The organism is Pseudomonas sp. 9.1(2019), assembly GCF_009910445.1.
Taxonomy (GTDB): Bacteria; Pseudomonadota; Gammaproteobacteria; order Pseudomonadales; family Pseudomonadaceae; genus Aquipseudomonas; species Aquipseudomonas paraversuta.
Map to the genome: position 1 here is coordinate 950,600 of NZ_VBWF01000010.1, position 23,292 is coordinate 973,891.

Here is a 23,292-nt window from a genome sequence, read left to right on the forward strand (position 1 = left end):
ATCAGCGTCTCTTGAGATAGCCGCTGCTGGAGCTGCGACGTTGAGGGGGTCGTGCAACCGGCTGCGATGGTGCGGCCGGCATTACTTCGGGTGCAGACGTTTCAACAGGTTGTGTCGCGGGTATTGCGGCCGGAAGTGCAAGACGTTCAGCCTGAACGGGCTTCTCATCGAACAACCCGGCCTGCGCCAGGGCTTGGCGAATGCGCTCCCAGTCATGTTCCTTGTAGCGGTTCAGGCCCAGGTAATGCGCCATCGCCAAGCAGTACACCATCAGGTCGAGCGCTTCGTTGCGCTCGGCCTTACCCTTCACCCACTCGATACGCTTGTGGCCGCGCACGTAGCGGGCCACCTTGCGCTCGGCTACGCACTGGTCGAAGAAGTCGTCCGGCAAGTCGTTGGCAAAGTGCAGCGCGCCCGGCCCTTCTTCAAACGGGTAACGGTTGTAGATCCAGTCCTTGGCGGTGTCGGTACCGACAAACCACAGCTCGGCGCCGTTGCGTTCGGTCTGGCCTTTCCAGGTGACGTCGACCATTGACGGGCGTTGGGCAATAACCGGTTTGCCCGGCTTGCTCGCGCCCTTGATGGCGAAGATATTGCGCCACCGACGGATACGACAGAACTGGTAAACCTCGTCCGTGTGGTGACCGCCGGAGTCGACGGCGGTGGCCAGAATGCCGAGTCCGACTCCACAAGGATGCGGGTAACGCACCTTGAGCTTTTCATCGAGCACGGCCCAGGTACGCTCGTCCGCCGGGTCGCCCCAGATCACCTGGTAGTCGATGATCCAGCGCTCCATGCCGACACCCCAGCCCATCACCATCAGTTCCAGGCGATTGGCTTGTACGTCGACCGATGCAGTGAGCATCAGCACGCGCAGGGTCATAGAACCTAGGCCGTAGGTTTCGCGGCGGGCGCGCTCTTTCAGAACATCCGCTTTGGTCTGCTCCTGGGCGCTGTCCCAGACCTTGGCCAAGCGGGTGTTGTAGAACACCTGCATGGGTTCCAGATCGCCCCGGTTTTGCGCCTTCTTTGCCTTTTCAAATTGCTTGGCCAGCGAACGCCAGTCCATCCAGCCAAGCGGTGAGTACAGGGCGTTGAGGTGAAAGCCGATGGTTTCGCCGTCGCCCTGGGCATGGGATCGCCATTCGCCACTGGCCAGCATCTGGCCCTTGTGATGCTCCTCTATAAGCACGTCGCAATCCGGCCCGGCGCACTGGTAATGCACCACGCTGTAATCGACCGAGTAGTGCAGGCTTTCCCATTCAAGCACCTGCATATGGCCGCAGTGCGGGCATGGAACGTAGTAGTAACGCTGGTCGCTGGTCTCGAACAGATCGGCGATACGCGAGGCGCCCTTGATGGTCGGTGAGCTGGAGAAGTAAAACTTGGCGTTGCGCCCGAAGGTACTACCCCGGGTTTCGGCCAGTTCGATCGGGTCGCCCTCTTCGCCCACGTCCACATCCCAACGGTCGATCTCATCGCCGTAGATGTAGCGTGCCGACAACTCGGCCAGGTTGGCCGCAGAGCCGGCTGTGGTGACGTACAGCGAACCGCCTTCAAACTCTTTGGTGTCCATCGTGTTGCGTGCGTCCCGCGAGCGGTTGGCCGCGACACGCTCACGCAGCACCGGCGTAGCCTTGATGGTCTTGCCGATCCGTGACGACACCCGCTTGGCTAGGCTCAGGCTCGGCAGCAGGGTCAAGATGTTGGACGGCACCATATGGATCAAGCCGCCAATCCAGTTCAATGCGATCTGGGTTTTCATCAGCTGCGAGGCCACCATCGTGACCACGCGCTTGCAGGGGTGAGCCGGTGACAGGCAGCGCATGGGCTCGCGGGCATAGGGTGTACGCGAGGTGCGGTACTGGCCGGGCTCGGCGGCGCCAGTGTCACGCGGGATACGCATGTACTCGTCGGCCCACTGGTCGACCCACAGCGAAGGGTCAGGCCGTAGCCCACGGAAATACGCCTCGCGGTACACCTCTGCACCGTTCGGGTTTTCCGTGTGCATGGGTTAGCTCTTGTTGTTGAGGGCGTGAACCAGGTCAGCCGAGGACATGCGCTCAGCGTCCTCCAGTGAGGCACGGATGGCAGCGGTCAGACGGCGCTCGATTTCCCAAGGGTCAGTCATGGCGGCCAACTCCGGCGCCAGTTGCGGGGGCATGCCCAGCAACTGATCGCGCAGCAGGCGCCCCGCGTTGAAGGCACCGGTTTTAACTGCCTCCAGCTCGACCTGCGAACCCTGAACCTTGTGGAATTCAGCCTCGGCCAGTTGCGCCAGGTAGTACTCGCGGTGGGCGCGGGCCTTTTGGAAGTCGGGTTGCTTGCCCGTCGGGCCGATGACGGGCTGCGGCGCAGCCATGTTCGGCGTGGATTCGACCAGCGGGGATAACTGGCTGATCACGTCGCGCTGCACTCGGGCCTCTTGATGCCGAGCCGCGACGGCGGCTTTAGTGGGGTCGGCGGTTTCGCGGATCAGTGCGATGGTCTCTTCAACATTGACCTGTCTTTCATCCGTCGACAGGACCAGTCGATTGTTCTTTCTGAGCCAGGTGATGTAGCTCGGCGCCTTGCCGATATAGGCCGCAAAGGCGCTCTTCGACAGAAAGATAGGGTCTGTCACAAGCCCTCCTTTTCAACGGCTTTTCAATGCAAGCCTTTCAATTTCAATGGATTGAATTTCAATAAGCTGCCAGCCCTGCGGCTAACGATTTCCCGCGGGTTTCCTGCCCCGTACCCGTGGATATTCCCCAGGGTCCCCGGCAAGATTTGAGAGACGAGAATTATTCTGATTGGTCCGAACGTGGTGGAATTTCACAAACCCCGAGGCGCTTGGCGGCCCAGCGCTCGTAAAGGCCAATGGCGACGTCTGCCCCGGCCATCGCCGTGAGGCAGCCCACCGCCGATGATGCCCAGATCGACACGCCGTTGGCATGCAGCAGCATCATCGTGGACAGTCCACAACCGATACAGGCACCTGACCGCAAGGCCAGGCGCCGCACCAGTGACCAACCCCGGGCGCCATCCTTGTCCGCTCGCCACATCTCACCCGACACCCCACCGATCAAGGACAGTGCAATCACCAGCCAGATCGGCATATCCGCTAACGCTTGTTGCTCTGTTGTCATTGCCTGCCCCTAAACGCAAAAAACCCGGCGCAATGGCCGGGTTTAGTGGTGGGTGTCGGCCGCTCTCTGCGTCCGCACCTATCGAAGATGACTACTTTTTACAGGTGGAATTTACTGGCAGCAAGCAGGTTTTAATGCCACCGGCGAATAAGTGGGTTAGGCAGCTGAACGCCCGGCGAATGTCGGCGAATACATCACCCCGGCTAGCGCTTTTGGAGGCTGTCTGTCCTGCCCCACTGTTCAGGATCAAGGTGGGACAAGGGAGAGAGCCTAAATCAAAGGCTGTGCCCCACTGTCCTACTTCTTTTACTTTTTCCTCGTATATAGAAAGATTATTAAGAACACGCATGCGCGTGAAGCGCGCGTATTGCTGCCCGCTACGCTCACATGTGCGAGGGGCATTAACAGGCGGGACGGTGGGACAGCCCAGTAACGGCGCGGGCTGCGCTAGACCCACTGCTGTTGAAAGCAGCGGGACAAGGTGGGCCATGGATAATGGGTGGGCAAAGGGAGAGGCATCAATCACGCAGCTTTTTTCCCGAGCAGCAGTTCAGCAATACACTCATGAGCTTCGTGCAGCCGCTCGTAGTAGGTTTTCCGGCAGCACCCGCAGTGAGTGATCTTCTGCGACAGGAAGCTGTCGTGGTTGCAGTAGTGCTCGCGCACAACCACCGACAACTGCGGCGGCAGGTGTTTATTGACGATCAACTCAATGTCAGCCGACTCATCGAGCAGTACCCGACTGCCCCGCGTGCCGCGAATCAGCTCGCCCTTGGTTTCCATCAGCATGGCAATCATGTTGCCGCTGCCAGTGCCTTCGGGCGCTGCGCTGTGCAGATCCTCTGCCCAGAGTTTGAGCATGGCGTCGATGTGCTTAATCAAAGCAAGGCTCCTCGATCTTCTGCACCTGCAGGGCTGACTGGCCGCCCCAGTTATCAGGCTTCTTGTAAGCCCAGGGACGCTGCCCGCTTTTGGCCAGGGCTGGCAGGCGCACACGACGCCATCCAAGCCGGTGCATGATCGCGCCGACGCGCATCTGCTCGGGCTTGCCCCAGTGGCCGAAGTCGAGTTTAAGTGCGCTGGCCAGCACTTCACTGCCGCTGGTGGTTTCGCCGATCTGCGACTCTTCCAGCCAGGCCAGGATCGGACCTTCCCATTCATCCACCACAAAGCGCTCGTCCTGGGCTTCGGAGAACATCGCGGTTTCGTCGCGGTTAACCCACCAGATCTCATCGGCCTTGTAGCAGAACATCGCCTCAGCCCAGAGTTGGTCACGGATCTCGCGCAGCTGCTCCAGATCGACCTTGGTGCAGGCCACCGGCCAATAACGGCGGTTGCCCGTGGCGTCTTTGAGGTATTCGTCCTGGTTCGTGGTACCCACGAAAACACACTGGCGTGGCACGTCATTTGTTCTGCGGCCGTAGCTCTCACGGTAGGTGTCGGTGGATGCCGAGAAAAACTGCTTGGCTTTGGTGCTTTCGGCCTTGTTGAAGCTGTCCAGCTCGCCCAGTTCGATGATCCATTTGCCACGGATCGCCTGAAAGCCGTCCTTGTCGCCCAGAGCAAACGGCGTATCCATAAACCAGTCGCCGCCGAGGATGCTCATGGCCGTGGACTTGCCTTCGCCCTGCCCGCCTTCAAGGATCATTACCGAGTCAGCCTTGCACCCTGGGCGCATCACCCGGGCAACCGCCGAGATCATCCAGCGCTTGCCGACCTTGGCGCTGTAACCGCTTTGGGCCACACCCATGACCGTGGTCAGCCAGGTATCGAGGCGGGGCACGCGGTCCCATTCAAGCTTGTTCAGGTAGTTGCGTACAGGGTGAAAGGAGTTGTCGTGGGCCACAACGCTGACCGCCTCAATCACGCTGGAGGCTTTGACGCGCAGATTGTATTGCTGGGCCAGCCACTTCATAACGCGTATGTCATCGATATCACCCCAGTCCCCGGTGCCGCCGCCATAAGGAGGCGTACGCAATTTGACGATCTTGGAGCTGAAAGCGCTGAAGCTGATGACGCCTGCCCAGCGCTCATCGTTGCCCAATATCAGTTCAATGTTCTGCATGTGTGCGATCAAAGAGCCGTTTTCAGTGCGGGCCAGTTGATCTTTCCAGCCGCCAGCTGCGGGTGGTTTGACGACCGCCAGTACCTGCCTGCGAACTGCGTCCAACCCTTCGGAACAATGCAGGTCGTTGAAGTCGGTCCACTTGATCTCACGCTCGCCTGAAAAGACTGGACCAACAACCTGGCCGCCAACGATCAAAGCGGCGTTGCTGCCCTTCTCTTCACCAGGGTTCCAAGGCTCACCATTGGGGCTCTTGGTTTTCCAGTCATCGTCTCGACACACAATCAAAGCGCGGCCCGGGAAACGCTCGCGCATGGCCTTGGCCACCACGCTCAAATTGCCCGCGTCAAAAGCGATAGCTACCGTCAGCGAGGTGGCCATATTCAGGCTTACGCCGGTGGCATAACCCTCACATACCAGCACTGGTTCGCCCGGCTCAGGGTGCGGGCCAATCAGGTGGAAGGCACCCACTTTGGACATGCCGTAAGGCCAGTAGGATTTATCTCGGCCGGTATCTGCCTGCTTCTCGGGGTAGATGACCTGAAGTCCGATGATCTCATCCCGTACATTGCTCATCGGGACCAGCACCGCACCAGAGCGCGGCGCGAATCGCACTCCCATCGCGATAATCTGTTTACGATCCAGATAGGCGCTGCGGCCCCTCTCCGGCATGCGTGTGAACATGCCCGATGCACGATTGGCAGCACGGCGTGCGGCGTTCGCGGCAATCTCGGCGGCGCGGCGTTTGCCTTCCTCCTGACGAGCGCGCATCACGTCGCGTTCTTCCTGACTCATCCGGCCGGCCTTAACCTTGATCTTGTTGCTGTCGCCCGAACGCCAGTCACCGAAGCTGCCGAAAATCAGCGTCTCGTTTTTCTCGGTGCGGTGCTCATGGATCACGTACCAGCCGTTTTTCTCTTTGCCTTTGTCCTGCGTGGTCTTGCAGCGGGTCAGCTTGCCGAACGTGAGTGGTTGCGCAGGCTCAAGGCCGTGGTCAGCGAATTGACCGAGTACGTCATCGAGCATAACGGGTACCTATTTGTTCATTCAGTTGTTGGCAGGCTGCACAGCGCGTGCAGCTGGTAACGGCCAAACGGCGGGCCAGGGGAATTGATGAATCGCAGTCCACGCAAAACTCGAAAGACGCAAACACCGGCTGCGCTTTGCGCGCGGCCAGTGCCAAGTCGATGCGCTCCTGCACCAGGTCGTTAGCAAAATCTGCAATATCAGCCACGGTCGGTACCCCGCGTGGTCGAGTTGACGTAGCAGGCACGATTGAACATACCCAGCAGCCCCTGAATGCCACGAAATACCTGCAGGCGGATTTCAGCCAGTTCGTGGTCGTTGACCACCCCATCGCCAATGCTCTTGGCCCATGTGTCAGCCAGATCTGCTACCTGACGGAAATACACAGCCAAGCCAGTAGTCAGCGTCTCGGGCATATCGTCGGTATAGGCCTCGGCCAGTTCCTGCCAGATCGTGTCCCCCACCAACGCATGCACCGCGTCCAGGATGCGGCGGTCTTTGGTCAGCTCCAGGATCTCGGCGAACTCTTGAACATTGACCGTGTGGCTTGGATGGGTCGGAGACAGCTTGTGCTGCAGCGTGGTGGGATTGCGGCCGGTGGTGGCGGCGATGGCAGCAGCGCCACCCGGGTAATCGCGGGCAGCGTGATACAGGGCCAGATCGAGCGGCAGAATTTCGCGGCGCGCTCGCTGGGTGCAGCTAAGAGCAATACGGCTCATGGCATTAATCCTTAATGTTGCCAGTGCCGCGCGGCGTGTTGTGGTGGTACATTTGCCGCGTGGCTTGAAAGGGCCCAAAAAGCCGGTCTAGATTCTTAAGGTCGAAACCGGCACCGTGCCGAGGCGAGCGATCCGTCGCTCACCTCTGGCGCAACAGCTGCCAGATCTGTGGTGGAAATGGCAGCAACCCAAAGCTTCCGAGCCTTGGAAAGCGCGGTTAAGGGTGGCGGAATTGCATGTGGTGTGCCCGCCTACCTTGACCGCGACCCGACGACACTGTGGTGGTGTGTGCCGGGAGGAACTGGGCGGCCTTATTGGTCGCCTTTTTTCTTTCTATGCCGCTTTGGTTTCCGTCACGCCGAAGTGATCCAGAACCTCAGCCAGCGATACGCGACCTTCGCTTTGGCGGGTCAATGACTTGATCAGCGATACGCTTGGGTCTTTGCTGGCGTACTTAACGTGCAAGCGCAGGTAGTTGACCGCGATCTTGCAACGCCCGGCGTATGCCTGCAGTGCCTCTGAATCTAAGCTGTCGATGTAGTCACGCAATTTCATGTGGTGTACCTCCGGGGAATTAAATTTAACCACAAAGGTTAATTAATGCAATACCTCACAGGACATTCACCCCATAGGTTAATCTGGGCACAATCAGTCCATGAGAATTTCTGACACACGCTTGTACAATTTCCGAAAAATCCTAGCTGAGAGAAAACTCCGCTTGATAGATATTGCCGAGCTACTCGGCAAAGCGCCGGCGCAAGTGAGTGCATTCGGTGGGAAGAATCCAACCAAAGGAATTGGCGATCAAATTGCGCGTGAAATTGAAAGAGCCCTCAGCCTGCCTAACGGCTCGCTCGACATCCCGCATGGTTTCGCCAATTTCGATAATGGCTCTGTACTGGGCTACACCGGCAGGAAACTGCCTGTGATTGGCTCAATAGCTGCAGGTGCCTGGTGCTGTTCTGAAGAGAACTTTGATCCGCGCGATGCTGAAGAATGGATCGAAGCACCTGGACCGGTTGGACCGCGTGCATTCATCCTGCGCGTTGAAGGCATCAGCATGGAACCCAAGTTTATGGAAGGCGATAAGGTTGTTATCGATCCATCGCTTGATGCTTTCCCTGGGCATTTTGTTGCAGCCAAGCGTACCCGCGACGAGGCCACTACGCTGAAGCAGCTAAAACAAGAAGGGAATGAGCTCTATCTGTACGCGCTCAACCCTGATTGGCCAGAGCGCATAATTCGAATGACTGAGGAGTGGAGTATTTGTGGGCGGGCTAGGTGGAAGATTTCCGATTTGTAAATATTCTCAAGCCCGATCTTCCATTACTGAAATTAACTTACTAGTTGATATAGCCTTCGTATAAGGTATTGAGTAAAAACCCACAAACCCATCCAACCTTGATATCTTTTCATTACGAGCACGATTAAGAGCGGACTCACCAGAATAAAAACAGTAGGCCGGCCTAATAGAATTCAAATAGAACAATGAGTCTTCAACTTTAACAAAACAATAATCCACACTAGGATCCGACATAACTCTCTCGAGACGAGTCGCCTCACCATGTATCGGTCGGCTCCCCCCCTTGTTCCTACGAACTCTCAGATCACAGTCCACCCCCACAATTAAAACATCACATAACTCCTTACAACTCCTCAAGTAAGCAGCATGACCATAATGAAATAAATCGAACACTCCAGAAGTATAACCAACCTTGCGCGACACAGAATTTAAATTAAACTCATCGAAACCACCTACCATTAACTCACCCACCTCGGCAAACTGGTGACAACTTTAATGGTATCTGGAAAAGTATAAACACCCACATAGACATGTACGGATAAATTATTCGCTAAAAGATAATTACAAACCGCACCAAGCGTATACTCCAAAGCATCTTTAGACGATGCATTACCGCTACCAAGACCGAACACCGGCACAAATATACTCTGATAGTTATTCGCCTTACAAAACTCAAAAGCCTTAGTTATTATCTCATCAATTGCGATTTTATTTATTGTTGCAACCCTATTAGGATTCTTACGAATAGCTACTGCAAAAACGATAGCTTTAACCCCATAACTGGAAGCATTAAATGATTCATTAAGGCAAACAACAGTACCTAAGGGCAAGTTATTCATAACCCTGTTAGTTTTCTTCCACAATTGAATCCAGTCAAATAAGTGATCGACCTCAACCCCACTAAAATTGTGAGTAGCAGCCATTCTTCGAATCCTGCCGGAAACAGAAGTCCCAGACAAACTACCTAGATTTAGGTCTGTGTCCTCAGAAGTTACAACAACATCAATACCTGAAATCTGGGTCACCGACCCCGAATAACAAAAAACCTGCGCACTACCAATTTCGAAGGGACCATATAATTTTTTATCAAAAATAAATTCTTTTACATCTTCCACTTTACAGTAATGTGAAACTATATAAAATACTACTCCTACTAAAACCAAGAAGATCCCAACAAATGGTAGATAATCGGTTGGCTGGTCTATTTTTAGTCCATGCATAGCATCATACGACGCAATCGCCCGATCTAACAGCATCTCGACAAACGAAGGAGTCAAACAACCCACTCCCGCACCTATCAACAAAGGCGCACTTTTTTTAAATATATTTTGCTTCCTCCACGACTCGAAAACCCGATTCGCCCAGCCAAGCATTAACAGCGAAATCATTTTACTACTAATCATGAAAAAATCCTTAGAACCAATAACCTTAACTGCATATCACGGCACTACAAAAACAAGTGCAGAATCAATAGCATCCAATAACTTTATTATACGTTTTTCTGCTGAGAACTGGCTAGGTCAAGGTGTGTATTTTTTTACATCCGGCATTTCCTGCCCAATACAAAATGCTTTAGAGTGGGCAAAAAATTCACACCCCAACTCCTGCATCGGCATTATACGTACCACAATAGAAGTTAACGAACATCACTTGCTCGACCTTAGATTGGAAGCCAACCTTATAAAATATAACAAAACCCGAAACCAAATTATCGAACAGCATAAAAACAGCCTATCAACTAGGCGAGACCTAAAAATAAAAAAGAGGAGGGACATAAGACTAGATGATCAAATAATCACTAGCCTAATAATGGAAGAACTTGATATCAAGGTATTAATACACAATGTATATATAAAAAACAACATTCAACGCAAATTAATTTTAGAGTCCAGTTACCCTAACTCTACAGTGTGCAGCGTCTCAGATTTAAACGTAATAACATCCAATGAAGTCCACTGTATGACAGTGGAACGCAAAAACGAGCACGCGTAGCTGAAAACACCAGAAAGGAAACCAAAACATTGACAAATTAACCTTTGGGGTTATTATTTGCTTCACTCTCCCACCACAGAGCGAGGCAACACCATGCACACCACTGCAACCCTGCACGTCCACCCAGCGTGCGCCAGTAACCGTCGACTGATCGAGCAGCTGCAATCCACCACCGGCTGCTTGGTCATCCTCCACAACCACAAACCCCGACTGGTCCAGCAAAGCAAACGCCCTGCCCCGTACGATCCGAACAACGGGGGGCATGCAGCATGAACCGGTTCTCTTTGGCTGATAAAACTCTTCGCCTGTTGGCTGCGCAGGTCAATTTGAACGGCACGTTTCACCACACATGTAGCTTCAAAAATACTAACCTGCCGTTGATTTTCGTGCTGCAGGTCGAGCGCGGCTCATCTGGCACGCTTTTCACCATTGTTTCCGGCGATGAGAAACACAGCCTCACGGTGTACGACCCCGACAAAGAAACGCACTTGGTACTCGCAGACTTTATTGAGTCCATCGCCAATGGCCGCACGGACACTGCTGAGCCAGCAACACCGCGAGTGCGCGCTGAATCTGTTGACCGCGGCCAACTACTGGATGCCAATCAACAAGAGCAGCTGCACCAGCTGGTGCGCAAAGGCGGCTCGTTGTTACTCGATGTAGGTCTTGATGAGGCTGTCAGCCTGGCAGTGCATCGTACGCAGAGCCGTAAAGGCATCACGGCGATTCTGGTCGCCGGCAACAGTTGCGCGCGCACTCAGTGCTTTACCGCTTATGGCGACGACCAGCACAGCTTCAGCCGGCTTCTGCAGTCGCTCGATCACTTGGTCGCGTCGGCAACTCCTGCCGCGCTCGCAGCCTAGGGGGTGTTATGGAACGCACCCTCGCCAAAGCCGCTGCGTGCCTGGGAACTACCCGGCCAAAACTGATCAAGTTGATGCGCGCAAAAGGACTGCTCAACGAGCGCAACCTGCCTGCCTTCCCGGTTCGGGACCGTGAGTATTTGCGGATAAAGGACAGCAACTGGTTCCACGCTGAACTCGGCATGCAGTACAGCCAATCAACCCGGGTACGTCAGTTCGGCATCGCTTGGCTGGCCGAGCAGTTGGGCATGGCCCTTCCAGCAATTCCGGCTGATCACCGTGACGTGGCCTAGGGAATACGCTCGGCAGATCGTGGCCATGCCGACACGCGAGGAGCGCAATGCTGCGCTCCTTGAAGTGCCGGAGCATTTGCGCGAACTGACCAAGCGCCACTGCCTGAATGCCTGGAACCACCCGGCCCGCCTCAAACCTAAACCGAGCACGCCAGCCCATGAGTAATGCCAACCAAAGCCCGCTACGGCTGTTGCCAGCACCGGATGCGGACACCATAGAGCTGCTGTACCGAAATTTCGGTGACGTGCTGATTCCCCTCGACAAGCTGCGCGCGCAGTACTTTCGCCACCTCAACGAGCAGTCATTTGCGGCAGAGATCATCAGCGGCCGGATTCAAATACCCGTGATCACGCTCGACAGCAGTCGCAAGGCGCCGAAGTTCGCTCACATCCGCCACGTTGCCGCACTGATTGATATTCGCGCCTACAAGGCTGATGGGGAGCTGGCAAGACCGCAAAGCGACTCGCCGGATAAAGACGACTAGCCACACGCTGCCACCACCAGCGCCGCACCAGGAGCACACCACATGACCCCTACCCAGATCAGCGCACTGATCTTTTTGATATTGAGCGTGGCCTTGCTCTATTGGCTCGGCTACCGCAACGGCATTGCAGATGGCCGCAAGCATCAACCCGAACCTAGCACCCGGAGTAAAGCGGCATGACGCACTCACTGACCAATCGCTTGCTCCTGCCCGCTTTGCTCCGCAACACCAGTGGTGTCGACACGCCTGTAAAAAACAGTCTCTGCTGCGCAGCAGCAGGCATTACTAAAACTTTTCGCGCCACTACGGGGGTGCTTATACCCCACATAAAGCTGCGCGAGGCAGCCCACCTTGATGCCCCGCTAAACGCTCAAAATCGCCCGCCCGCGCAGCCTGTGGTGGGGTATACGCACCCAGGCACCGCTATCAAAGGGGATGGTCATGCGTAAAGAGCTGATCAAAATTAGCGAGTACCAACGCCGCCGCTGGGGTGAGAACGGGACACCGCTCTGCTCGCAAGCCATACGCAATTACATCCGCAACGGAAAGCTGCCGGGCGAGCAGATAGGCTCGCTCTGGTATGTGGACTGGAACGCACTGAACATAGCTGACGGCAACGATCTGGTCGCTATGGTGCTAAGAGGAGTTGCCTGATGGCTCCACGACCACGCAATAGTGCGAACAAGCACCTGCCGCAGAACCTGTACTTTGATCCACGCCGTTCGACATACCGCTACCGTCGCCCCAGCGACGGTAAGTGGTTTCAATTCGGTACCGATCGGATCAGGGCCATTGATGCCGCAAAACAGCTCAACCTGGCCTTTATGCAAGGCGCGGATCTGGTCCGCTCTGTCATGGGTAATCCATCAGGATCCTTTGCGGGTTTTCTGGATAAATACGAAGCCGAGATCTTGCCTCCCCGCGAACTGGCCAAGGGTACGCTCGGACTGTATGCCGTTCACTTCAGACGCTTCCGAAAGCATTTTGAGGGCAAAGCCGTCGATCAAATAACCATTCGTATGGTTGCCGAGTTGCTGGACACACTGACCCCAAGGAGCGCCAATCAAAGTCGTGCTCTGCTGGTAGATATTTTTAATCACGCAGCGTCCAAGGGTTTATGTCCGGACAACCCGGCATCGAGCACCATAAACCGTATCGAGAAGAAGCAACGCAAACGCCATACCGTGGAAGGCCTGAAGGCGATCAGGGGGGTGGCCCCACCCTGGCTGCGCAACGCCATCGACTTGGCACTGATCACTGCTCAGCGGCGCTCCGACATTCTGGACATGCGCTTTGATGGCGTTCGGGATGGCTTCCTGTACTTGGTACAAAAGAAGACAGCCAAGGCCAGTGATACAGCGTGGATTCGTTTCAAGGTGACTGACGAGCTACAGACCGTCATAACCCGCTGCCAGGACAACATCGCCTCACCCTTCCTGATTCATCGCAAGCCGCAACGACTACTGCAGAAGCAGGCGCAGACCAAAGAACACTGGACGAAGGTTGAGGATCGCTTTCTAACGCGCTCTTTTAAAGAGGCGCGGGAACTTGCTGGCTGTTATGCGGAATGGAAGGAAGAGGAAATGCCGGGCTTTCACGAAGTGCGGGCGCTGTCGCTACACCTGTACAAAAGAGCCGGTAAAGATGGCCAAACCATTGCGGGCCATGCCAGCGAGACCATGACCAAGAACTACCAGAAAGACCACGCTGATGTGATCTGGTCGGATGCGATTCCAGACCTGAATATCAGCGAAATTACCGGTTAGTTTTGCGCCTATTTTGCGCCAGTTTTGCGCAAGGCAGAAACGAGAAAGGGAATCAAAGGCCTAAACCCTTGATTCCCTTACAGAATATGGTCGGGACGGAGTGATTCGAACACTCGACCCCTAGCACCCCATGCTAGTGCGCTACCGGACTGCGCTACGCCCCGACTAGGCGTTACAACTTGATGGAACGTCGAGGAATATACCTTAAGCTTTTGAAATACGAAAGTATTTTAAAGCCAGATTTATTTACGAAGAACCTGCAGAACGTCCTCCAGTTCGGAGATCGTCTGGCGGATCAATTGTTTGTATTGGGTGGTGTCGTCTTTGGCCTCATCCCCGGAAAGCCGCAGCCGCGCGCCTCCGATGGTGAACCCTTGATCATAAAGCAGTGCACGAATTTGCCGGATCATCAGCACATCCTGTCGCTGATAATACCGGCGGTTTCCGCGACGTTTGACAGGGTTGAGTTGAGGAAACTCTTGCTCCCAGTAGCGCAGCACGTGCGGCTTGACCGCACATAGCTCGCTGACTTCGCCTATGGCGAAGTAGCGTTTGCCCGGAATCGGCGGGAGCTCGTCGTTATGACTTGGTTCCAGCATAAGCCTCTACTCGGGCCTTCAACTTCTGCCCTGGACGAAAGGTGACCACACGGCGAGCCGTGATCGGGATTTCTTCTCCCGTTTTCGGATTGCGGCCAGGCCGCTGTCGCTTGTCACGCAGATCAAAGTTGCCAAAACCTGACAATTTGACCTGTTCATTGTCTTCAAGAGCGTGCCTGATTTCTTCGAAAAACAGCTCGACCAATTCTTTGGCTTCGCGTTTATTCAGGCCCAGCTCTTCATAAAGACGTTCCGCCATTTCAGCTTTCGTCAGAGCCCCCATACGTCACTTCCTTAACGTGGCGTTCAACCTTTTTTCGAGCGAGGTGAGGATGTTTTGTGTCGTGGTGTTCACCTCATCGTCATTAAGAGTGCGCGATGGATGCTGCCAGGTCAAGCCAACTGCAAGGCTTTTTCTATGAGGATCAATGCCTTTACCCTGGTAGACGTCAAATAACCTGAGGTCTGTGAGCCATTCACCTGCATTTTCACGTATTACTTCCAGTACTGCACTGGCAGCAACATCACGATCAGCCAGCAGCGCCAAGTCACGACGCACTTCAGGAAAGCGCGACAACTCCTGGAATTTAGGCATTTTGCCCAACGCTACTTCAGCCAGCACCAGCTCAAAAACGAATACTGGACGATCAAGACCCAGATTTTTTGACAGCTCAGGGTGGATGGCACCGATATAGCCAACTTCGCGACCATCACGTTCGATACGTGCAGTCTGCCCCGGGTGCAATGCCGGGTGCTTGCCCGCTACGAAGGTGAACGAGTCCAGAGCGCCCGCGAAACCCAACACGGCTTCTACATCGGCTTTGACATCGAAGAAGTCAACTACGTCGCGCCCTTGCGCCCAACCCTCAGGAAGACGGCTGCCACAAACCACACCCGACAGCATCGGCTCTTGCTTGAGACCTTCCAGCTGACCGACAAAGCGCAGGCCGCTTTCAAACAAGCGAACGCGATCTTGCTGACGATTCAGGTTGTGCTGCAACGATTTGACCAGGCCCGGCCACAAAGAGGCACGCATAGCAGCCATGTCGTTCGAAATAGGGTTGGCCAACAACAGAGGCTCAACACCCGGGCTGAACAGCTCGAACTGTTTCGGATCAATAAAGCTATAAGTGATCGCTTCCTGATAACCACGAGCTACCAGCAAACGACGCAATTCAGGCAAATCGCTACGTGCTTCAGCCTTGGCCTGCGGAGCCAGGCGGGCTTGCGGATAACGGACTGGCAGACGGTTGTAACCGTAAAGACGAGCCAGTTCTTCGATCAGATCAACTTCAAGGCTGATATCGAAGCGATGGCTAGGCACTTCTACACGCCACTGCCCTGCACCATCAGCCGAAATTGTCAGCCCCAAACCACTGAGCAGACGCTCGACTTCAGCGGAGTCCATTTCCATGCCCAGCATCTGGCTGATACGCGCAGCACGCAAGGTAATCGGCGCGATTGACGGCAGATACTGCTCGTTAACGGTCTCAATGATCGGACCGGCTTCACCGCCAGTGATTTCCAGCAGCAGGCCAGTAGCACGCTCCATGGCTTCACGGGCCAGTTTCCAGTCCACACCACGCTCATAGCGATGCGAAGCGTCAGTGTGCAGACCATAAGAGCGGGCCTTGCCAGCCACAGCAATCTGGTCGAAGAAAGCACTTTCGAGAAACACATCCCGGGTCGAAGCAGAAACGCCGCTGTGCTCGCCGCCCATCACACCGGCAATGGCCAGCGCACGGGTATGGTCAGCAATCACCAGCGTATCGCTACGCAAAGTGACTTCCTGCCCATCAAGCAATACCAGCTTCTCACCCTCTTCAGCCATGCGCACACGAATGCCACCGTTGATCTCGGCGAGATCAAAAGCGTGCAACGGCTGGCCCAGCTCAAGCATCACGTAGTTGGTGATGTCGACTGCGGCATCGATGCTACGCACATCAGCGCGACGCAGACGCTCAACCATCCATAGCGGAGCAGGCTTCGACAGGTCGACATTGCGAATCACACGCCCCAGGTAACGAGGGCACGCTGCAGGTGCAAGCACTTCTACAGAGCGCACTTCGTCATGCACTGGCGCAACGGTCGCCACTACCGGACGTGTAACCGGGGCCGCATACAACGCACCTACTTCACGGGCCAGACCAGCCAGGGACAAGCAGTCACCCCGGTTAGGGGTCAGGTCGACCTCAATGCTGGCATCTTCGAGATCCAGATAAACGCGAATATCTTCGCCTACCGGTGCATCTGCCGGCAGTTCCATCAAGCCATCATTGCCTTCACCCACTTGCAACTCTGCTTGCGAGCAGAGCATGCCGTTGGACTCAACGCCACGCAGCTTGGCTTTTTTGATTTTGAAGTCGCCTGGCAGTTCGGCACCGATCATGGCGAACGGGATCTTCAGACCCGGGCGCACGTTTGGCGCACCGCATACGACCTGAAAAGTCTCCGAGCCATTGCTGACCTGGCAAACACGCAGCTTGTCAGCATCCGGGTGCTGCTCTGTGCTGAGCACCTCACCGACCACAACGCCACTGAATACACCGGCGGCCGGCGTAACGCTATCGACCTCAAGACCGGCCATCGACAGACGAGCAACCAGCTCATCGCGACCTACCTGCGGGTTAACCCAACCACGCAGCCATTGTTCACTGAATTTCATCCTGCTCTCCTAAGAATTCGTTACGACTAGCGAAATTGCGCGAGGAACCGCAAGTCGTTGTCGAAGAACAGACGCAAGTCGTTCACGCCGTAACGCAGCATGGCCAGACGCTCTACACCCATGCCGAAGGCAAAGCCAGAGAACTCTTCCGGGTCAATCCCGGACATACGCAGCACGTTCGGATGAACCATGCCGCAGCCCATAACTTCCAGCCAGCCAGTCTGCTTGCAGACCCGGCAACCTTTGCCGCTGCACATCACGCATTCCATATCCACTTCCGCGGATGGCTCAGTGAACGGGAAGTACGACGGACGGAAACGGACGGCCAGTTCTTTTTCGAAGAACACTCGCAGAAACTCTTCAATAGTTCCTTTAAGGTCGGCGAAATTGATATCGCGATCTACCAGCAGGCCTTCTACCTGATGGAACATCGGCGAGTGGGTGATATCGGAGTCGCTGCGGTACACACGGCCTGGGCAGACGATGCGGATCGGCGGCTGCTGCGATTCCATGGTGCGGACCTGTACCGGTGAGGTATGGGTGCGCAACAGCATGTTCGCATTGAAATAGAAGGTGTCATGCATCGAACGCGCCGGGTGATGGCCCGGGATGTTGAGCGCCTCGAAGTTGTGATAGTCGTCTTCAACCTCTGGGCCTTCGGCAATGCCATAGCCAATATGGGTGAAGAACTGCTCGATACGCTCCAGAGTCCGGGTAACCGGATGCAGACCGCCGGAGGTCTGACCACGGCCAGGCAGGGTCACATCAATGGATTCGGCAGACAGTTTGGCGACCAGTTCGGCCTCTTCAAACAGTGCCTTGCGCGCATTGAGAACCTCTGTGACACGCTCCTTGGCAACGTTGATCAGGGCGCCGACCTGCGGCCGCTCTTCAGCCGGCAAATTCCCCAGGGTCTTCATCACCTGAGTCAATTCACCTTTTTTACCAAGGTATAGAACCCGGATTTGCTCCAGGGCATTGATATCTTCAGCGCTTTGCACAGCCTCTAGTGCTTGAGAGACCAGCGCATCCAGGTTTTCCATGTACAGACTCCAGATACAAAATAGGGGAAGAGCTTGAAGGCTCTTCCCCTATTTAAGACGTTTAGCACCTGGGCTCACATAGGTGAGCCCAGGTAACTGTCGGGGGTACTTAAGCCAAGGTGGCTTTAGCTTTCTCGACAATCGCAGCAAACGCCGCTTTTTCGTTCACTGCCAGATCAGACAGAACCTTACGGTCGATCTCGATGGAAGCTTTTTTCAGGCCGGCGATGAAACGGCTGTAGGACAGACCGTTGATACGTGCACCAGCGTTGATACGAGCGATCCACAGAGCGCGGAACTGACGTTTTTTCTGACGACGGTCACGGTAGGCGTATTGGCCTGCCTTGATTACCGCTTGCTTGGCAACACGGAATACGCGTGAGCGTGCGCCGTAGTAGCCTTTAGCCAGTTTCAGAATTTTTTTGTGACGTTTACGGGCGACAACGCCACGCTTTACACGAGCCATGAGTTACTTCCTCTATTCTTGACCGAAATTAGCAAAGGCGCAGCATGCGCTTCACTTTTGCCACGTCAGACGGATGCAGCAAGCTGCTACCGCGCAATTGACGCTTACGCTTAGTCGACATTTTGGTCAGGATGTGGCTCTTGAAAGCGTGCTTGTGCTTGATGCCGTTAGCAGTTTTCAGAAACCGCTTAGCAGCACCACTCTTAGTTTTCATCTTTGGCATGTTCGGTACTCCGCATTCAGTTGATAAACATAATCAAAAGGCCTGCCGTGCCCTAGTGATTACTTCTTCTTTTTCGGGGCGATGACCATAATCAGCTGGCGTCCTTCCATCTTAGGATGCTGTTCGACGGTCCCGTATTCAAGCAGGTCACCTTCAACCCGCTTCAACAGTTCCATACCCAGCTCCTGGTGGGCCATCTCACGACCACGGAATCTCAACGATACCTTGGCCCTGTCCCCATCACTCAGGAAACGTACCAGGTTGCGCAGTTTTACCTGGTAATCCCCTTCCTCCGTCCCTGGACGAAACTTGATTTCTTTAACCTGGATCTGTTTCTGGTTTTTCTTTGCAGCGGCAACCTGTTTCTTCTTTTCGAAGATAGATTTGCCGTAGTCCATCAGCTTACAAACTGGGGGTACTGCATCAGCGGAAATTTCCACCAAATCCAGTTTGGCCTCTTCAGCTTTAAGAAGCGCGTCTTCAATTGACACAATCCCAAGCTGCTCGCCTTCAGCCCCAATTAACCGAACCTCGCGTGCCGAGATATTCTCGTTGATCGGGGCCTTCGGTGCAGCTCGTTTATCTTGTCTCATTTCACGCTTAATAATAATTACTCCGAATCATGGCGACCACGCCGGGAAACCGCTTGTGCGAGGAATTCAGCGAATTGCGCGACGGGCATCGAGCCCAGGTCAGCACCTTCACGTGTACGCACAGCGACAGTCTGCATCTCGACTTCCCTATCTCCAATAACCAAGAGGTAAGGAACCTTGAGCAAAGTATGCTCACGGATTTTAAAGCCGATCTTTTCATTTCTCAAGTCAGACTTGGCACGAAATCCGCTCTGATTGAGAGTTTTTTCAACTTCGAGGGCAAAATCTGCCTGTTTATCAGTGATATTCAGGATCACTGCCTGGGTTGGCGCAAGCCACGCAGGGAAGGCACCTTCGTAATGCTCGATCAAAATACCGACAAAGCGCTCGAACGATCCAAGGATCGCGCGGTGCAGCATAACGGGATGCTTACGACTGTTGTCTTCGGACACATATTCTGCGCCAAGACGGATCGGCAGGTTGAAATCGAGCTGTAAGGTACCACATTGCCAGACACGACCCAGACAATCTTTCAGAGAAAATTCGATCTTGGGACCGTAGAAAGCACCTTCACCCGGCTGCAAATCGTACGCCAGGCCAGCACTGTCAAGGGCTGAAGCCAAGGCGCTTTCAGCGCGATCCCACAACTCATCAGAACCAACGCGCTTTTCAGGACGGGTCGAAAGCTTGAGTTCAATGTCCTTGAAACCGAAATCTGCATACACATCGAGTGTCAGCTTGATGAACGCTGCCGACTCGGCCTGCATCTGCTCTTCAGTACAGAAAATGTGTGCGTCGTCCTGAGTAAACGCACGAACACGCATGATGCCATGCAGTGCGCCCGATGGCTCATTACGGTGACATGCGCCAAATTCGGCCAGACGCAGCGGCAATTCACGGTAGCTTTTCAGCCCCTGATTGAATACCTGCACGTGACAAGGACAGTTCATCGGCTTGATCGCGTAATCGCGGTTTTCCGACTCGGTGGTGAACATGTTTTCAGCGTAGTTAGCCCAGTGACCGGACTTTTCCCACAAGCTGCGATCAACTACCTGAGGAGTTTTAATCTCCAGATAGCCGTTTTCGCGCTGAATCTTGCGCATGTACTGCTCAAGTACCTGGTAAAGCGTCCAGCCATTCGGGTGCCAGAACACCATCCCCGGCGCTTCTTCCTGGGTGTGGAACAACCCCAGGCGCTTGCCGATTTTACGGTGATCACGCTTTTCAGCTTCTTCAATACGCAGGACATAGGCTGCGAGCTGCTTCTTGTCAGCCCATGCAGTACCATAGATACGCTGCAATTGCTCGTTTTTGGCATCGCCGCGCCAGTAGGCACCGGACAGCTTGGTGAGCTTGAACGACTTCAAGAAGCGCGTATTCGGAACGTGAGGTCCGCGGCACATGTCGACGTATTCTTCATGGAAGTACAGGCCCATGGCCTGCTCGTTCGGCATGTCTTCAATCAGGCGCAGCTTGTAGTCTTCACCACGCTGGGCAAAAAGCTCGATCACTTCAGCACGCGGCGTCACTTTCTTGATGACGTCGTAGTCTTTTTCGATCAATTGCTGCATACGCGCTTCAATAGCGGCCATGTCATCCGGAGTAAACGGACGCTCATAGGCGATATCGTAATAAAAACCTTCGTCGATAACAGGTCCGATTACCATTTTGGCTGTCGGATACAGCTGCTTGACTGCATGCCCCACCAAGTGAGCGCAAGAGTGACGAATGATCTCCAGCCCCTCTTCATCCTTGGGAGTGATGATTTGCAAGGTGGCGTCATTTTCGATCACATCACAGGCATCAACCAGCTTGCCGTCGACTTTGCCGGCTACGGTGGCCTTGGCCAGGCCTGCGCCAATCGAAGCAGCTACTTCGGCTACAGATACTGGATGATCAAATGTACGTTGACTGCCGTCGGGAAGAGTAATAGTTGGCATGGCGCCTCCTCTCCTAGTGGTGACCCCTACCAAAGGTCACGTGGGTTGGGATGAGCCAGTACGCGATTCGGAGGTATGCCTGCCTCACAGTGGCAGGAGCCTTGCGGCCAACCGTAAACCGAACCAGAGTGACTGGAGTTCAAATAAAATAGGTTAATGGCTCTGCTTCGCGGCTCGGGAGCACACAACAACAGAAAAACGCCAAGGGCGGCATGCTAGCACAGAAGAATGAACGCCGCCCTCTCCACCGCTGTTCACTGAAAGCAATAAGGCGGTTTTTGCAAAATGGTGAACTTGAGCTGCACTATCCCCTCAGATACTCAGTGAAACAAATACAGCTTTAACGCCTATAAGGAGAATCACATGCGCTTGACTCACCTGCTTGCCCTCGTTGCACCACTGGCATTCCTCTTACCCCTCAGTGCCCAGGCCGATAATTGGCCCGCCGGTGCAAAAGAGGCATACATGAAGGATTGCACTGCAGCGGCCAGCCAAAGTGTCGATCAGAAAACCGCCCAGCAACATTGCGCATGCGGTGCAGAAAAAATTTCCGAGAAGTTTTCGACTGCCGAGATCAAAGAGTTGATGAGCAAGACAAAAATGCCGAGCGTAGAGCTGCGGACCAAGGCTCTGGATGCTATTCAGGCCTGCCGGGCAACAAAATAGAGCCTGTTCAGGGGCTGATTTAAGCCTTGAGCAGAGCAAAAACGACCATAAAACGTCTTTTTGCTAAAAAAAATGCATCCTTTACTGCTTTTTTTCGAAGCTGCTTTAGCCATGAAACCCCCATAAAACGGGGACTTAAGGCATTTCAAGCGCCAGACAAATGCTAACAATGATGCAAACTGCCACTCAGGGGGGCTCCCAAACCGCACATTTCGACTATGATAGCTCGGTGTGCCCAGTTGGCCTGAGCAGCACAGTACTACTGAAAATATAAGTTTCTTGGAGATACACCATGTCTAATCGCCAAACCGGCACCGTAAAATGGTTCAACGATGAAAAAGGCTTCGGCTTCATCACTCCTCAAGGTGGCGGTGACGACCTGTTCGTACACTTCAAAGCTATCGAAAGCGACGGTTTCAAAAGCCTGAAAGAAGGCCAGACTGTTTCCTTCGTGGCTGAGAAAGGCCAAAAGGGTATGCAAGCTGCGCAGGTTCGTCCGGAGTAAATCTCCTTCGAACAAAAAAACCCCGTCCATGTGACGGGGTTTTTTATGCCTGCTCCAACGCTAAACGGGCTTAACCGCAGTTGACGCGGGTAATGATCGCGTTGTCATCTGCATTAAGATTCAAGCGGTCAGAGCGGTACTCAAGCGTCATGATGTCGTGTGGCAACAAGATCCGTGCATTCTGCGCGCCTGCCTTGACACGAGCCTGCTCCAGCAGCCCTGGCGACGCTTTCTGGCCGATCACAAATGCAGCTGCCTTAGCATCGCAACGACCACTGTTCGCCTCGGCGACAGGCTCTTTTGCTGTGCCCGGCGTGCTACAGCCAGACAGCGCTACAACCGCCAACAACGAACCCAATGTCACTAGCTTCCAAGACATGAAGCCTCCTTAAGATAAATAGTCGAAACCTTTGCGACAGTAATTCCGCAGATAGGTTGCACAGAGTCTCACGGTAAAAAACATTAACCGCAGGGCACAAGATATTGCCCGAGCGAAAAACAAGTGCACAGACCTAATAGTGACGGAATGTGTACACCCGCTAGTAAACATCAATGTAATCAAAAGGGGGGCGCGGCCAGTTGTCCTTCAGGGCGTTGTGGATCTGCATCACCCAGACCTCATCGCTTGCAGCTATCTTCCCGACATACCCCGATCCCGCGGCCCAGGTTTCAAGCCTGAAAAGTAGCTCGTCGATGTCTGTACCACCTACGACACTTGACGAAATATAGGCAATGCCTGCCTTAGTCACGCGTAACTGAGTATGTACATCGTCACTGGCCGAGGCCAACAACCTGCGGACCGCATCAACCGTCAGCGCCTCAGGGTCGTTCAAATCAATTTGCATGTTCAGGTTCCGCCCTCAAAATCCCGAGTGTGGCACGCACACCGATCACATGCGAAAGTTGAAGCGCCAAAAGCTGCGGATCATGCTTAACTTTGAGCCCCAGATAG

Annotated in this window: 30 protein-coding genes and 1 tRNA gene; 10 read left to right on the top strand and 21 right to left on the bottom strand. The window is 54.5% G+C overall.

Going from position 1 to position 23,292, the window contains the following annotated elements; translation table 11 throughout:
• Position 1: 1 nt before the first annotated feature.
• The 8 genes from FEZ21_RS17495 to FEZ21_RS17530 all read right to left on the bottom strand — a co-directional run bounded on the left by FEZ21_RS17495 (position 2) and on the right by FEZ21_RS17530 (position 7,493).
• Positions 2-2,011: a phage terminase large subunit family protein gene (locus tag FEZ21_RS17495; protein WP_160628022.1), complete on the bottom strand. Its 2,010-nt coding sequence runs from the start codon at positions 2,009-2,011 to the stop codon at positions 2-4.
• Between the two features lie 3 nt (positions 2,012-2,014).
• Positions 2,015-2,623: a terminase small subunit gene (locus tag FEZ21_RS17500; RefSeq protein ID WP_160628024.1), complete on the bottom strand. Its 609-nt coding sequence runs from the start codon at positions 2,621-2,623 to the stop codon at positions 2,015-2,017.
• 160 nt (positions 2,624-2,783) lie between these two features.
• A complete protein-coding gene (locus FEZ21_RS17505; RefSeq protein ID WP_029611475.1) occupies positions 2,784-3,128 on the bottom strand; it encodes a phage holin family protein in 345 nt (114 codons plus the stop codon).
• A gap of 522 nt (positions 3,129-3,650) precedes the next feature.
• Positions 3,651-4,010 (bottom strand): hypothetical protein, encoded by a 360-nt coding sequence (locus tag FEZ21_RS17510; RefSeq protein ID WP_095025791.1) that lies wholly within the window; start codon positions 4,008-4,010, stop codon positions 3,651-3,653.
• The gene (locus FEZ21_RS17515; protein WP_160628026.1) at positions 4,003-6,219 is read right to left on the bottom strand and encodes a VapE domain-containing protein; all 2,217 of its coding nucleotides are present in this window, start codon (positions 6,217-6,219) and stop codon (positions 4,003-4,005) included. The genes FEZ21_RS17510 and FEZ21_RS17515 overlap by 8 nt, the downstream gene beginning before the upstream one ends.
• Positions 6,209-6,427 (bottom strand): TraR/DksA C4-type zinc finger protein, encoded by a 219-nt coding sequence (locus FEZ21_RS22690; RefSeq protein ID WP_160628028.1) that lies wholly within the window; start codon positions 6,425-6,427, stop codon positions 6,209-6,211. Before FEZ21_RS22690 ends, FEZ21_RS17515 begins: the two co-directional genes overlap by 11 nt.
• Complete coding sequence (locus tag FEZ21_RS22695; protein WP_160628030.1) at positions 6,420-6,938, bottom strand: phage regulatory CII family protein; 519 nt, start codon at positions 6,936-6,938, stop codon at positions 6,420-6,422. Before FEZ21_RS22695 ends, FEZ21_RS22690 begins: the two co-directional genes overlap by 8 nt.
• Positions 6,939-7,271: 333 nt before the next feature.
• Positions 7,272-7,493: a hypothetical protein gene (locus FEZ21_RS17530; protein WP_048383173.1), complete on the bottom strand. Its 222-nt coding sequence runs from the start codon at positions 7,491-7,493 to the stop codon at positions 7,272-7,274.
• A 163-nt stretch (positions 7,494-7,656) separates the two neighbouring features.
• Between FEZ21_RS17530 and FEZ21_RS17535 the strand changes: the two genes are divergently transcribed.
• Positions 7,657-8,241, top strand: coding sequence for a LexA family transcriptional regulator (locus FEZ21_RS17535; RefSeq protein WP_238839969.1), 585 nt, complete (start codon positions 7,657-7,659; stop codon positions 8,239-8,241).
• Between the two features lie 6 nt (positions 8,242-8,247).
• On the opposite strand, the gene FEZ21_RS22885 is transcribed toward FEZ21_RS17535, so the two are convergent.
• Both FEZ21_RS22885 and FEZ21_RS17545 read right to left on the bottom strand, forming a co-directional pair.
• Positions 8,248-8,700: an adenylyltransferase/cytidyltransferase family protein gene (locus FEZ21_RS22885; RefSeq protein ID WP_160628034.1), complete on the bottom strand. Its 453-nt coding sequence runs from the start codon at positions 8,698-8,700 to the stop codon at positions 8,248-8,250.
• Entirely contained in the window at positions 8,700-9,644 is a 945-nt protein-coding gene (locus FEZ21_RS17545; protein WP_160628036.1) for a hypothetical protein, read from the bottom strand. Before FEZ21_RS17545 ends, FEZ21_RS22885 begins: the two co-directional genes overlap by 1 nt.
• A gap of 858 nt (positions 9,645-10,502) precedes the next feature.
• Between FEZ21_RS17545 and FEZ21_RS17550 the strand changes: the two genes are divergently transcribed.
• The 7 genes from FEZ21_RS17550 to FEZ21_RS17575 all read left to right on the top strand — a co-directional run bounded on the left by FEZ21_RS17550 (position 10,503) and on the right by FEZ21_RS17575 (position 13,640).
• The gene (locus FEZ21_RS17550; RefSeq protein ID WP_160628038.1) at positions 10,503-11,096 is read left to right on the top strand and encodes a hypothetical protein; all 594 of its coding nucleotides are present in this window, start codon (positions 10,503-10,505) and stop codon (positions 11,094-11,096) included.
• 8 nt (positions 11,097-11,104) lie between these two features.
• On the top strand, positions 11,105-11,389 hold the full coding sequence (locus FEZ21_RS17555) for a phage antirepressor KilAC domain-containing protein (RefSeq protein ID WP_160628040.1): 285 nt from the start codon (positions 11,105-11,107) through the stop codon (positions 11,387-11,389).
• A gap of 25 nt (positions 11,390-11,414) precedes the next feature.
• Positions 11,415-11,555, top strand: coding sequence for a hypothetical protein (locus FEZ21_RS22505; RefSeq protein WP_165439713.1), 141 nt, complete (start codon positions 11,415-11,417; stop codon positions 11,553-11,555).
• Complete coding sequence (locus tag FEZ21_RS17560) at positions 11,548-11,874, top strand: pyocin activator PrtN family protein (protein ID WP_160628042.1); 327 nt, start codon at positions 11,548-11,550, stop codon at positions 11,872-11,874. The genes FEZ21_RS22505 and FEZ21_RS17560 overlap by 8 nt, the downstream gene beginning before the upstream one ends.
• Positions 11,875-11,916: 42 nt before the next feature.
• Positions 11,917-12,054, top strand: coding sequence for a hypothetical protein (locus FEZ21_RS17565; protein ID WP_160628044.1), 138 nt, complete (start codon positions 11,917-11,919; stop codon positions 12,052-12,054).
• Positions 12,055-12,315: 261 nt separating this feature from the next.
• On the top strand, positions 12,316-12,528 hold the full coding sequence (locus FEZ21_RS17570; RefSeq protein WP_060693524.1) for a hypothetical protein: 213 nt from the start codon (positions 12,316-12,318) through the stop codon (positions 12,526-12,528).
• Positions 12,528-13,640: a phage integrase Arm DNA-binding domain-containing protein gene (locus tag FEZ21_RS17575; RefSeq protein ID WP_160628046.1), complete on the top strand. Its 1,113-nt coding sequence runs from the start codon at positions 12,528-12,530 to the stop codon at positions 13,638-13,640. The genes FEZ21_RS17570 and FEZ21_RS17575 overlap by 1 nt, the downstream gene beginning before the upstream one ends.
• Positions 13,641-13,727: 87 nt before the next feature.
• Here FEZ21_RS17575 and FEZ21_RS17580 read toward each other — a convergent pair.
• The 9 genes from FEZ21_RS17580 to thrS form a co-directional block, all read right to left on the bottom strand.
• A tRNA-Pro gene (locus tag FEZ21_RS17580) sits at positions 13,728-13,804 on the bottom strand.
• Between the two features lie 78 nt (positions 13,805-13,882).
• Positions 13,883-14,239 carry a MerR family transcriptional regulator gene (locus tag FEZ21_RS17585; RefSeq protein ID WP_003442193.1) on the bottom strand — a complete coding sequence of 119 codons (357 nt, stop codon included), beginning with the start codon at positions 14,237-14,239 and terminating at the stop codon, positions 13,883-13,885.
• Complete coding sequence (ihfA, locus tag FEZ21_RS17590; protein WP_002553164.1) at positions 14,220-14,522, bottom strand: integration host factor subunit alpha; 303 nt, start codon at positions 14,520-14,522, stop codon at positions 14,220-14,222. Before ihfA ends, FEZ21_RS17585 begins: the two co-directional genes overlap by 20 nt.
• Before the next feature lie 3 nt (positions 14,523-14,525).
• Positions 14,526-16,904 (bottom strand): phenylalanine--tRNA ligase subunit beta, encoded by a 2,379-nt coding sequence (gene pheT, locus FEZ21_RS17595; RefSeq protein ID WP_003442190.1) that lies wholly within the window; start codon positions 16,902-16,904, stop codon positions 14,526-14,528.
• A 26-nt stretch (positions 16,905-16,930) separates the two neighbouring features.
• Positions 16,931-17,947: a phenylalanine--tRNA ligase subunit alpha gene (pheS, locus tag FEZ21_RS17600; RefSeq protein ID WP_003442187.1), complete on the bottom strand. Its 1,017-nt coding sequence runs from the start codon at positions 17,945-17,947 to the stop codon at positions 16,931-16,933.
• Positions 17,948-18,056: 109 nt separating this feature from the next.
• Positions 18,057-18,413, bottom strand: coding sequence for a 50S ribosomal protein L20 (gene rplT, locus FEZ21_RS17605; RefSeq protein WP_003442184.1), 357 nt, complete (start codon positions 18,411-18,413; stop codon positions 18,057-18,059).
• A gap of 28 nt (positions 18,414-18,441) precedes the next feature.
• Positions 18,442-18,636, bottom strand: a complete 195-nt coding sequence (rpmI, locus tag FEZ21_RS17610) for a 50S ribosomal protein L35 (RefSeq protein ID WP_003442181.1) — start codon at positions 18,634-18,636, stop codon at positions 18,442-18,444.
• Positions 18,637-18,695: 59 nt separating this feature from the next.
• Complete coding sequence (gene infC, locus FEZ21_RS17615; RefSeq protein ID WP_171970586.1) at positions 18,696-19,247, bottom strand: translation initiation factor IF-3; 552 nt, start codon at positions 19,245-19,247, stop codon at positions 18,696-18,698.
• Positions 19,247-21,169, bottom strand: coding sequence for a threonine--tRNA ligase (gene thrS / locus FEZ21_RS17620; RefSeq protein ID WP_010656382.1), 1,923 nt, complete (start codon positions 21,167-21,169; stop codon positions 19,247-19,249). The genes infC and thrS overlap by 1 nt, the downstream gene beginning before the upstream one ends.
• Before the next feature lie 363 nt (positions 21,170-21,532).
• On the opposite strand from thrS, the gene FEZ21_RS17625 reads away from it, so the two are divergent.
• Positions 21,533-21,835 (top strand): hypothetical protein, encoded by a 303-nt coding sequence (locus FEZ21_RS17625; RefSeq protein WP_003442172.1) that lies wholly within the window; start codon positions 21,533-21,535, stop codon positions 21,833-21,835.
• 292 nt (positions 21,836-22,127) lie between these two features.
• A complete protein-coding gene (locus tag FEZ21_RS17630) occupies positions 22,128-22,340 on the top strand; it encodes a cold-shock protein (RefSeq protein WP_003179963.1) in 213 nt (70 codons plus the stop codon).
• A 70-nt stretch (positions 22,341-22,410) separates the two neighbouring features.
• On the opposite strand, the gene FEZ21_RS17635 is transcribed toward FEZ21_RS17630, so the two are convergent.
• A complete protein-coding gene (locus FEZ21_RS17635; RefSeq protein ID WP_003442169.1) occupies positions 22,411-22,719 on the bottom strand; it encodes an I78 family peptidase inhibitor in 309 nt (102 codons plus the stop codon).
• 160 nt (positions 22,720-22,879) lie between these two features.
• Positions 22,880-23,185, bottom strand: a complete 306-nt coding sequence (locus FEZ21_RS17640) for a hypothetical protein (protein WP_003442167.1) — start codon at positions 23,183-23,185, stop codon at positions 22,880-22,882.
• Positions 23,186-23,292 lie beyond the last annotated feature (107 nt).